This window comes from Cupriavidus phytohabitans, from assembly GCF_017815025.1.
Taxonomy (GTDB): domain Bacteria; phylum Pseudomonadota; class Gammaproteobacteria; order Burkholderiales; family Burkholderiaceae; genus Cupriavidus.
In genome coordinates, this window is the sequence record NZ_JAGIQB010000094.1 from 1 (window position 1) to 10,440 (window position 10,440).

The 10,440-nt window shown below is 58.9% G+C and carries 11 protein-coding genes and 1 pseudogene; 9 read left to right on the top strand and 3 right to left on the bottom strand.

Translation table 11 applies throughout. The features are described from left to right. Positions 1-117, top strand: a pseudogene (locus J8I34_RS31970) (LysR family transcriptional regulator); the annotation flags it as partial. Between the two features lie 198 nt (positions 118-315). On the opposite strand, the gene J8I34_RS31975 reads toward J8I34_RS31970, so the two are convergent. Both J8I34_RS31975 and J8I34_RS31980 read right to left on the bottom strand, forming a co-directional pair. After that, entirely contained in the window at positions 316-486 is a 171-nt protein-coding gene (locus J8I34_RS31975) for a hypothetical protein (RefSeq protein WP_209808187.1), read from the bottom strand. Between the two features lie 66 nt (positions 487-552). Further along, the gene (locus J8I34_RS31980; RefSeq protein ID WP_209808189.1) at positions 553-891 is read right to left on the bottom strand and encodes a hypothetical protein; all 339 of its coding nucleotides are present in this window, start codon (positions 889-891) and stop codon (positions 553-555) included. Between the two features lie 311 nt (positions 892-1,202). Between J8I34_RS31980 and J8I34_RS31985 the strand changes: the two genes are divergently transcribed. The 6 genes from J8I34_RS31985 (at position 1,203) to J8I34_RS32010 (ending at position 5,904) form a co-directional block, all read left to right on the top strand. Next, entirely contained in the window at positions 1,203-1,544 is a 342-nt protein-coding gene (locus J8I34_RS31985) for a hypothetical protein (RefSeq protein ID WP_209808191.1), read from the top strand. 816 nt (positions 1,545-2,360) lie between these two features. After that, positions 2,361-2,792, top strand: coding sequence for an Imm50 family immunity protein (locus J8I34_RS31990; RefSeq protein WP_209808193.1), 432 nt, complete (start codon positions 2,361-2,363; stop codon positions 2,790-2,792). 125 nt (positions 2,793-2,917) lie between these two features. Beyond that, positions 2,918-3,202, top strand: coding sequence for a hypothetical protein (locus tag J8I34_RS31995; RefSeq protein WP_245176296.1), 285 nt, complete (start codon positions 2,918-2,920; stop codon positions 3,200-3,202). Positions 3,203-3,222: 20 nt separating this feature from the next. After that, positions 3,223-3,897 (top strand): hypothetical protein, encoded by a 675-nt coding sequence (locus tag J8I34_RS32000; RefSeq protein ID WP_209808197.1) that lies wholly within the window; start codon positions 3,223-3,225, stop codon positions 3,895-3,897. A 92-nt stretch (positions 3,898-3,989) separates the two neighbouring features. Continuing rightward, complete coding sequence (locus J8I34_RS32005) at positions 3,990-5,129, top strand: IS110 family RNA-guided transposase (RefSeq protein ID WP_209808199.1); 1,140 nt, start codon at positions 3,990-3,992, stop codon at positions 5,127-5,129. Between the two features lie 586 nt (positions 5,130-5,715). After that, on the top strand, positions 5,716-5,904 hold the full coding sequence (locus J8I34_RS32010) for a hypothetical protein (RefSeq protein WP_209808200.1): 189 nt from the start codon (positions 5,716-5,718) through the stop codon (positions 5,902-5,904). Between the two features lie 644 nt (positions 5,905-6,548). On the opposite strand, the gene J8I34_RS32015 is transcribed toward J8I34_RS32010, so the two are convergent. After that, a complete protein-coding gene (locus J8I34_RS32015) occupies positions 6,549-7,550 on the bottom strand; it encodes a Bug family tripartite tricarboxylate transporter substrate binding protein (protein WP_209808202.1) in 1,002 nt (333 codons plus the stop codon). 200 nt (positions 7,551-7,750) lie between these two features. Between J8I34_RS32015 and J8I34_RS32020 the strand changes: the two genes are divergently transcribed. Then, complete coding sequence (locus J8I34_RS32020; RefSeq protein WP_209808203.1) at positions 7,751-9,535, top strand: IlvD/Edd family dehydratase; 1,785 nt, start codon at positions 7,751-7,753, stop codon at positions 9,533-9,535. A gap of 114 nt (positions 9,536-9,649) precedes the next feature. Beyond that, positions 9,650-10,333, top strand: coding sequence for a GntR family transcriptional regulator (locus tag J8I34_RS32025; RefSeq protein WP_209808205.1), 684 nt, complete (start codon positions 9,650-9,652; stop codon positions 10,331-10,333). The last annotated feature ends 107 nt before the right edge of the window (positions 10,334-10,440 follow it).

The window sequence follows — 10,440 nt, forward strand, 5'->3', positions numbered from 1 at the left end:
ATGCGTCCGCTGCGCCCGGCGTTATGGCGTCGGCTCGGCATCGCGCATCGTGCGGGGTACGTTGAACGCTCCACCCAACACGTACTGGATGTGCTGTGGGATCTGCGATTGGTGTAGTAGTTGCCAGTCGCAGCTTCGGTTCGTTCTCGCTGGGACGGTAGCCTTATTGCACGCCACGGCGAATGAATGGCCGGTTTGTAGAAATTTGATTGACCGAAATGGGTTGACAACGGCCGTGCGAGGCAGTGCGCGGGGCAACGGGCATCGTCGACGCTGGCACGCCGCACTGCGTGATCGATGACGTGTCAGATCAGGTCAGCCATTGCTGCGGAGGATCCTGAATTCCGGCCAGAATCGAACGCTCATGACAATGCCGAGCAGTATGAAATAGGACAGCGTATAGAAGTTGAGAAGCGGGCCGCCAATTGCCAAGGCCCAACGCGCCTCGTGGACAGGCAACAGGCCAAACTGATAGCCGGGCTGCATCCAGGCACCCCAGATCCCCACGGGGCAGAAGAGCAACGCGATGGCGCGGGTCAGCCCGGACCTGCCCTAATATTCGCGCTTGTAGGCGTCCATCCGCCTCACGGACCCGAAGTAGAGCACGTCCAGCGGACGCAGGACCCCCAATATCAGGCAAGGCAGGAACAGCACGGCGGACAGCACGAAATAGGCGGCAGTGGCATGCGGAAAGTGCGATCTCTTGATATAGCCGGATACCGACGGCACCAGGCGGGCCAGGATCGTATCGGCAAAGTCCAGTCCGAACGGACTCGATTGCGCGGGCCAGTACAGCGCGATGGCGGCCCCGGCGATGTAGGGCAGTACATAGGCCCCCAGCAGGATCCACAGTGTCGAGGGTTGACCGGCGATGGTCGCGTGCTTCCGCATATTGTTAGGCTGGCGTGTTCGGCCGACTTGTTAGCGTGAAGATTGCCCCGGCGCTCCGGCTGTTCCTGGCCCGGGGGGCCGATGGAGCCCAAATGCGCCAATAGCGACGATCCGAAACTACAAGGGACAGGCCGGGCAAGCCAGTATCGCGAAGTGGGGTGTCTGCGGGCCACAACAGTGCGCAGCGTGGCAGGCCACGTGTGCCTTGCACACCAGACAGCCTCGCTAGAATGCCGGGAGGGGCTGGAGGCGATGGACTGCATTGCCGGCCCGGCAATCACAACATTGAAAGCGCGTGCCAAAAGCCAGCAATGAGTTTTGACATCATCGTATTAAGGCCCTCGAATCCCGACGCCGAGAGTCTGGACAGCGTTCGTGACGCGAACGACCTGGGAGACCTGGCTTCGGTCCGCCGAGGTTTCGATTCGATATTCCCCGGTGCCACGACAGGGGTGTTTCTTCACAATGAGGAATATGCCCTTGAGGTCAGCCTGGCGGGTGACCCGGTGGGCTCAGCGCACATTGCTTTGCGTTTTGGAGCGGCTTGGTCAGATGCATCGCACGATCAATTCGTCGAGCGCCTAGGTGAACTCTGCCGTCGGCTTCAGTGCGTGGCTTTTGCAGTCTCGGACAACGCGCGCCTGGGTCCTTAGAGAGGCCGCGGCAGACCGAAAAATGAACGTTCGCTGAGTCAGCGGTTGACCGCCAAGTGTCGCCTCTTGCCGGCTGGTCGCGGCGTAGCGAATCGCGGGTTCGATCAGGCGCTTGCAGAATCGACCAGACTGCCGATATTGCCAAAGGAGAAAAGATGCGGCCCCGAACGACATCCTCACCAGTTAACGGCACCCGTGTAGCGGCCGCTGTTGCATCTTGGAGCGGAGCATCCATTGCCGTTCTTGCGTCGCTCATGTTCGCCATGTCGACTGGACTTGGGTCCGGGCGTACAAATTGGCTAGGGATCGCGCCGCTACTAGCCTGGGTATCGCTTGCCGTCATGACCGTTCGCTGGATTCAGAACCGCGGTTGTCATTGGCTTTGGCCTATTGCAGGGAGTACCTGCGGCATTGCTTCTGCTGCGGCGTTCTTTATGGTCGGATTTCTCTACATAACTGCAGTGCCTCTCGCCATCTACTTGGTTTTCTGGCACCTGCAACGGCCTACGGGGTTTCCGTTGAGTCGAAGGACCTGAGTCGGCCAAAAGGCGTCGTTCGCTCGCTCCTATCTTGAGACATTCGAGCGTCCGCCGGACCACAATGCCGCCGTTCGAAGGCAACCATGGTGCACGTCGTCTCATAGATCACGCGCCTTGCGACATCCTGCGAGCCGCGGCGTCGCTGGGTCTCCAGTGTTATGCAGCGCATTGCGCACGCCGGTCAGCCCTCGGTTATGCTTCAATTGCCGGGCATATCACGGACAGCAGACACGAGTACCACGGGGGCGAAGCAGTATCGAGCCTTTGGAGGCGAGCGATGAGCGTAGACAATTCTGCAGGTGAGTCGGGTCAAACGTTGGTACAGCACAGCGAGTTGGTCCTGAATGCGTTTGGCTACTGGCCAACCTTTCACGATTCTGAGGTTGTCACCTTCTGTATTAGGCTGGCTGAGGAATCAGGCCGGTATGTAGCTAATGCAACTATTTCAGTACGGCATGACGGCCAGGACAATCCAAAGTGGACGGGTTCAGGCGAGGATCGGATCGTTGAATTCCTATGCCGGGATATAGGTGAGACCAACATCAATCTCAATGAACTGTCTGGCGGTGGCTGGCTGGACGAGATCGTTATATCGACGCAAGATAATGGTCACCTTAGCTTTGATATGAGGCCTCTCGCCGGCTTTGATGTTCGGTTCAATTGCCGATCTGTCGAGATCCTAGGGGTTAGGCCGGTGCCTTCCACCTGATTTCAGCCACCGTCCCTCCGATCGCGCCGCCCAGAGTTCGAGACGGTTCGACAATGGCCTGCCGCCCTACAATTTCAGACGTCGTATTCCGGCGCTTGGACCGGGGAGTTGCAATGGATACCAGGTTGTCCGATCCCGACAAAGAACTCTATCGAAGGGTCGACGAGGTTCTGCATTACCTCTGGGATCCCATCGGCATCTCGACAGTTCCATCGGCGCGCGACGAATACAATGCCTACGTGCCGCATGTGTTCGAGCTGTTGAAAGAAGGTGCAAGCGCAGCGGTGATCACGGAGTACTTGATCCGAGTTGTTCGAGCTCGAATGGGAATGGGCCAAGAGGTTGCTCATACCAAGAAGGTCGCCGATGTATTGGTGGCTTGGAGAGAGGAAGTTAGGAGCGGAGGTTGATCCCAAGAAGGGCCGACATCATGACAACCGAAAACCGGTGCAGCGCAGCGGCAAGCGACGGCCAAACAACGCTAGTCGCAGAGGCCTACGATCGAGAAACTGACAGCATTATCCGGACCTACAACTTTCACGTTCATGACATTGCGGGCCTTTGCCGCGCTCTCGAGATTGAAACCTTCGAGTCCTGGGCGAGCTATGAGTTGGATAAGTTGGGCATTGAAACGCTCAACAGTGGCTATGGTCTTGGAATACATCATGACGGACGCGTGACACTGAGGATGCGCAGCGCGGTTGACGAGTATCCCTACTTGCTGCACACGAACCGCGAACTGTTGCTTATGCTCCAAGGGCGCAAGCCACTTAGTGTTTTTACTGACGAGGAGCCATCAACGGATTGCATCTCTCCGCTTTTTCCAGAAGTCAAGTTTGATGCACATGTGGGAATGGGTCGGTTCGTGAAGTATGAATATGCTGAAGCGGTAGACAACGGCCTGCATCGAGTTAGATGGGTGTTCTACGCGCTACCTGAGGAGGCGTGGCGAATTAAGGCCTATGTTCTTCTCTTTGAAACGTCGAAGCACTCCGGGTGGAACGAGGGATTTGAGCGAATGCAGGGCTCGCTACTCGGCTATTCTGAGCAAGAGAACGACATCAATATTGAGCTTCAAAGGGTGCGCACCCAGCGTAGTGCATGACTTAACTACTGGATACTATGAAGAGCCGCGGAGGTAAGCCCCCTGGAGTAAAACGAGGGTTCGCAGTCTCGTTTCTCGAAAGGAGCACGCAAATGAACGCACCTCGCACAGCCCTTCAGGGGCAGAATACGACGATCACTGGCTGGCTTTACATGGCATTCGAGTTGGGCGAGAAGTCCTGGAAGCTGTCGCTGGGGGACGGCGTGTGTGGGCCGAGCCGGCATACGCTTGTGGCTGGCGACCTGAATGCAGTCCTGCATGTGATCGCCAAAGCCAAGGCACGCTGCGGCCTGGCGCGGCAAGCCCCGGTGCGTAGTTGCTATGAAGCTGGCCGCGATGGCTTCTGGCTGCACCGCTGGTTGACGGAACATGGCATCGTTAATCTGGTTGTGGATTCGGCCAGCATTGAAGTCAACCGCCGTGCGCGGCGTGCCAAGACCGACCGGCTCGACGGCGACAAGCTGCTCTCCATGTTGATGCGTTACTACGCCGGCGAGCGGCGCGTGTGGGCAGTCGCGCGGATCCCAACCGAAGAGCAGGAAGACGAGCGGCGTTTGCATCGCGAACTCAGTCGACTCAAGCAGGAACGCACGGCCCACAGCAACCGGATTCGTTCACTGCTGGTATTGCACAACCTGCGGGTCCCTCGCATCGGGGGCCGATCCTGGAACCACTGGTGGAACGATCACGGCTCGCAACTGCCTGCTGGCTTAGGTGCCGAGATCGAGCGTGAAGTCGCGCGACTGGCGTTGGTCGTAGCGCAGGTCAAGACAATTGAAACCCAGCAGCACAAGGCAGTGAAGACCGGCGCGCAGCCAGCCATCGCGCTTCTCGCCCGGCTTGGCGGGATCGGCGTAGGCAGCGCCTGGGTGCTAATCAAGGAACTGTTTGGCTGGCGGCACTTTCACAACCGGCGCGAAGTCGCAGGCTGCCTGGGATTGGCACCGACGCCTTACAGTAGTGGCGAAAGCCAGCTCGAGCAAGGCATCAGCAAGGCGGGCAACAAACGCTCGAGGTGGATCATGATCGAACTGGCATGGACCTGGTTACGCTACCAGCCGACGAGTAAGCTCACGCAATGGTTCAATGAGCGCTTCGCGCCAGGCAGCAAACGCATGCGGCGCGTGGGCATTGTCGCGCTTGCCCGCCGATTGGCAATTGCCCTGTGGCGCTATCTCGAGTACGGCGAGATTCCCCCCGGGGCAAGCCTCAAACCAGTAGTAGTGACGTGATTCCGGTCTAAGGATGGAGAGCGATGCATACGATAGCAAGGTCAGCGCGCCCGTAAAAAAGCCGGGCTACCCGCCGCACGGGTAGCCGTCCTTCTAGATGGGGCGCGCAGGTAACAGGGGTAGTCCTGCGCTTTGCGCATGCGGTATGTGGTGCCCGGTCCTTGTGCCGGCACGGATAGAAGCTAGTCCGGGGCAGCAGCCCGGACTGAGTGACCCCGACCTCGGTATCGCGCCGCTTCAGTCCGCGAACGAAAAGTAATGGCTTGCAAGGGAGAGAGTATCGCGCCAGACATCCATAGGCTGAAATCCAATACTGCAGGGGGTTGACACCCTCGCCCTCATAGAGGCTTTTATGTCTGCTTCTGGCGCATCCAGAGGACCGCATTGGGTCGGGAAGAGACTGCGGGCAGCGGCGGCCTGGCTCCGTTTCTGGCCAATAGGATTCACAGCTCATTGAAGGCCGTCTTGCGGTCGATTCAAGGGTAGATCCGCTCCACCGTAACCAGAACGAGCGCATGGCGTGTTCAGGAAGGCGGCATAATCGCCGTGCCGTTTCGGACTAGAATCCCCTGAGGAGGTGCCAGTCATGTCAGCTATCAAGCGCATAGATCCGGGCCATCCCGCCTATCAGGCCGCGCTGCACAGGACGACCCGCTACCCTGCGGAGCACGTCACGTTGACAGCTAGCTCCAGGAAGAGGCTGCGCCCCTGTGTGCCGCATCGCAAGGTCGGGCGCGGCAAGGTTGGCATCGGCGGCAAGCGCAGCGGAAAGTAGGCCGTGAAGCGCCGATTACCACGGCGCGAAGACGGCCGTTTTATGACGGCCGCAGCAGACTAGCGGCAACTGGCAACCCTAGCGGCGAAGAGTCATTCGAGCTGAGATGACCTGTCTCATCACTGGGCGCGGCAGCGGCCGTTGCTCGGCTTCAAGGCTTGGAGAGGTCACGACTTGTCGGCAAGGACCGACCGTACATGCCGGCGTCCGTCGCCTACCCGGCCATGAGCGGTCACGCAATCACTTCAGCATGAACGTCTGTTGTCCGTCTGTGAGGCGCCGTTGTCTCCAAGCATTTGAAATGCTTGGCAGTTTGACCACGACCGACACGCACGCTCCGGTCTAGCGACGTCGATGTCTCGCCTGCCAGCCTTTCATCAATTGTTGGTTTTCGCTGCGCGAAGGACGGCCCTTATAGACAATAACGATGGCGCAGCGGTCAAGCATTGATTTAACGGTCATCGTCCGAAGCAGTAATGGAGGGGATGCTGCGGACACTGCTTGCTGAAATGCAGATCCGATTTTTCTCTTCGTTTCGCTCTACCCTCCTCTCAACGTCGATCACAGTTGGACCACGTATCCAAGTGCCAGGCGCAGGCCGCTCTCAATGGCAACCGTTCGCCCGACACATCAGAGCGAATTGGTTAGTCAGCCTTGATGTTTGACTCCTTGATAACCTTTGCCCACCGTGCCACCTCATCATTGATTTGCAAGCGAGCTTGGTCAGGCGTTGTGTAGACCGGCGTGGCACCTTGATTGGTCAGCGCGGTCTTTACCTCCTGCTGGGCCATGATGTCCTTGAGGGCCGTGCTGAGCTTGTTGATGATCGGCGCGGGGGTGCCGGCAGGCGCCAGAAGGCCAAACATAGAACTTACCTCGAACCCGGACAAACCGGCCTCACTTGCCGTCGGAACCTCGGGTAGAACTCGCTGCGGCGTGGCCGTAGCCAGTGCGCGCAATCGGCCGCCTTTGATGAACGATTGGGTAGCGGGCAGCGTGTCGAAGACGACGTCAACCTGCCCGCCCATAAGGTCATTCAATGCCGGGCTGCTTCCCTTGTAAGGCACATGGACCAAGTCAACCCCGGCTTGGCGCTTGAACAGTTCGGCCGCCAAATGCTGCGGCGAGCCATTGCCCGACGACCCATAATTCATTCCGCCCGGTTTTGCTTTCGCTGCGGAGATGAATTCGGCGAGCGTCTTTCCCTTGAACGAGGGACCGACTGCAACAACGAGAGGCACGCGACCGACAACTGCCACAGGCGCGAAGCTATTGACCATCGTGAAGCCCGCCGAGGATGGCAGCAGAACGCTGTTGATGGAATGGCTGGTCAGAGCTCCGAGCAACAAGGTGTAGCCATCCGGCTTCTCCTTAGCCACGTATGCTGCGCCGAGGTTGCCAGCCGCACCGGCTTTGTTTTCGACAACAACGGGTTGCCCTAAGGAAACGGACAGCTTCTGCCCGATAACTCGGGCAATTACGTCCGTCGCGCCGCCGGGGGTGTAGGGCACCACGAGTTTGATAGGTTTGTCGGGATATGCGCCAGCATGAGCTGTGAAAGTCACACCTAGGAGTGTCAAAGCGCCAGCCAAGATGGCGCTTCGGCGACTGATGTGACCCAATCTGGGTGCAGTTCGAGTATTCATGATGGTCTCCTTCTATCGAGTGAGGTCGTGCGAATGCGTGTGCCTGGCTCGATGCCAAGAACCTGCCGAACTCTAGTCAATTGAATTATTAATAATATAGGTGATAGCCCTAACAACAATCTGCATGGCTTTGGGCTATGCTTCACACCGACATAGCAGTTGGGACTCCCTCGTCCCCCCAGTTACAGAGCTCCTCATCCATGCCCAACGAAGACCAGAACCCGAAAAGCGCCGCTCCGCGCCACGACATCGCCCCTGAAGCCGCCGCGACGGGCATCTCCAAAGGCCTCACGAATTACGGAGATCGCGGGTTTTCGCTGTTTCTTCGCAAGGCGTTCATCAAAGGAGCCGGCTACACCGATTCCGCGCTGGACCGTCCCGTCATCGGGATCGTGAACACCGGCAGCGCTTACAACCCTTGCCATGGCAACGCGCCCCATCTGATCGAGGCGGTGAAGCGCGGCATCATGCTCGCGGGCGGCCTGCCCATGGATTTCCCCACGATTTCGATTCACGAGAGCTTCTCGGCGCCGACCAGCATGTACCTGCGCAACCTCATGTCCATGGACACCGAGGAGATGATTCGCGCACAGCCGATGGACGCAGTGGTTCTGATCGGCGGTTGTGACAAGACGGTTCCCGCCCAATTGATGGGCGCGGCCTCGGCTGGGATCCCTGCTATCCAGCTAATTACTGGATCCATGCTCACCGGCTCGCACCGGAGCGAGCGCGTCGGCGCTTGCACGGACTGCCGCCGGTACTGGGGGAAGTTCCGCGCGGAAGAGATCGACGCTGAGGAGATTTCCGACGTGAACAACCAGTTGGTCGCCAGCGTTGGCACCTGTTCGGTAATGGGTACCGCGAGCACGATGGCCTGCATCGCTGAAGCACTGGGCATGACAGTGCCTGGCGGCGCCTCGCCTCCCGCGGTGACTGCAGACCGCATCCGTGTCGCAGAGCAAACGGGCACGGAGGCCGTTCGTATCGCGAAGGAACGCCTGACAATCGACAAGATTCTCACGCCCGCTGCCTTCGAGAACGCCATGCGCGTGCTGCTTGCCATTGGTGGGTCCACAAACGGCATCGTGCATCTGGCGGCAATTGCAGGCCGCATGGGATATGACATCGACCTTGCCGAGCTGGATCGCATGGGCAGCGAGACGCCAGTCCTGCTAGACCTGAAGCCCTCGGGCGACCACTACATGGAAGACTTCCACCATGCGGGCGGCATGGCAACCCTGTTGCGTGAGCTGAAGCCCCTGCTAAATCTCGACGCCATGACGGTGACCGGTCGAACCCTTGGTGAAGAGATTGAGCGTGCCGGCCCTGGATTCCCTCAAGACGTAGTGCGCTCGCGCGAGAACCCCATCTATCCCCAAGGGGGCATCGCCGTGCTTAAGGGCAACATGGCGCCGGGCGGCGCCATCATCAAACAGTCGGCAGCGGATCCCAAGCTGATGGAGCACGAGGGACGTGCGGTGGTATTCGAGAACGCCGAAGATCTCGCTAACCGCATCGATGACGACGAACTCGATGTCACGGCCGACGACATCCTGGTACTGAAAAACATTGGCCCCAAGGGTGCGCCCGGTATGCCTGAAGCCGGCTACATCCCGATCCCGCGCAAACTTGCGCGGGCGGGCGTGAAGGACATCGTGCGCATCTCCGACGGCCGGATGAGCGGCACAGCATTCGGCACAATCGTCTTGCACGTCACACCCGAAGCCGCTGTTGGCGGGCCGCTCGCGTATGTTCAGAGCGGCGATCGTATCAGCCTGTCCGTTTCTCGTCGCGAGTTGAAGCTGCACGTCAGCGATGAGGAACTGAAGCGGCGCGCAGACGCGATGCCCGTCGTCGTACCAACCGCAGATCGCGGCTACCGCAAGCTCTTCCTCACCACCGTAACCCAGGCAGATCAGGGCGTTGACTTCGACTTCCTGCGCGCTGCGCAGTCGCGTGGCAAAGTACCGGGTAAAGGGGAGTAAGGCCGGAGCACCTTGGGGTGGGGAAAATAGGTCAAAATGATGGTTTTCATTCCCGCTCGTACCGCAGCACCCGCCTCGCTTGGCGGTGCTGCTGGCCCGATGCCTGCCACCGAAATGCTCTCCGCTGTTCCTGATATCAACGAAGCCAGCTTTGCTCATTCAGACCCTTTGGCCGCCATGATCGCGACTCTGGAAGAGGACATCGTCTTCGGCCGACTGCATCCGCGCGAGAGGTTGGTCGAAGATGAGTTGATGGAGCGCTTTGGGGTCAAACGTCACGTCGTCAGGGACGCCCTTGCTGCGCTGGACCGGATGGGATTGATTGAGCGTCGCAAGAACATTGGCGCTCTAGTTCGCTCATTTTCGGTTCAGGAGGTAAAGGAGCTTTATGAGGTGCGCTGTATGCTGGAAACCGAGGCGGCGCGCCGAATTGACCTATCGCTCGTGCCCGCCAGGCTGGAACACCTGATTGCCATACAGATACAACACGACGCGGCTGTCGCGGCAGGCAATGCGCGCACCGTCTTTCGTCTGAATCTAGCTTTCCATCGCGAACTTTTTAGCCTTTGCAGTAACAACACACTGCAGAAGGCGATATCGGAGTTTGCTCGACAGACGCACCCAATCCGTTTCGCGTCACTTGTATCGGCTGAGTATCGAGAACGGGCGCGCAAAGAACATTGGCAAATGATCGAAGCGCTCAAAGCCGGCGATATCGATGCGTTGGTTGCGCTCTGCGCGGACCATCTCTTGCCTTCTCGCGACGCATATCTCGACGCCCAGCAGTACAGAAGATAGCTTCCAGGCGATCTGCCGGCACAATTGAGTTAAGGATGGTCTGAAAAACCTCTGCCAACGGAAGGGCGGCAGAGACGTTAAATGAGGATCACGAAAGCTGCATGACG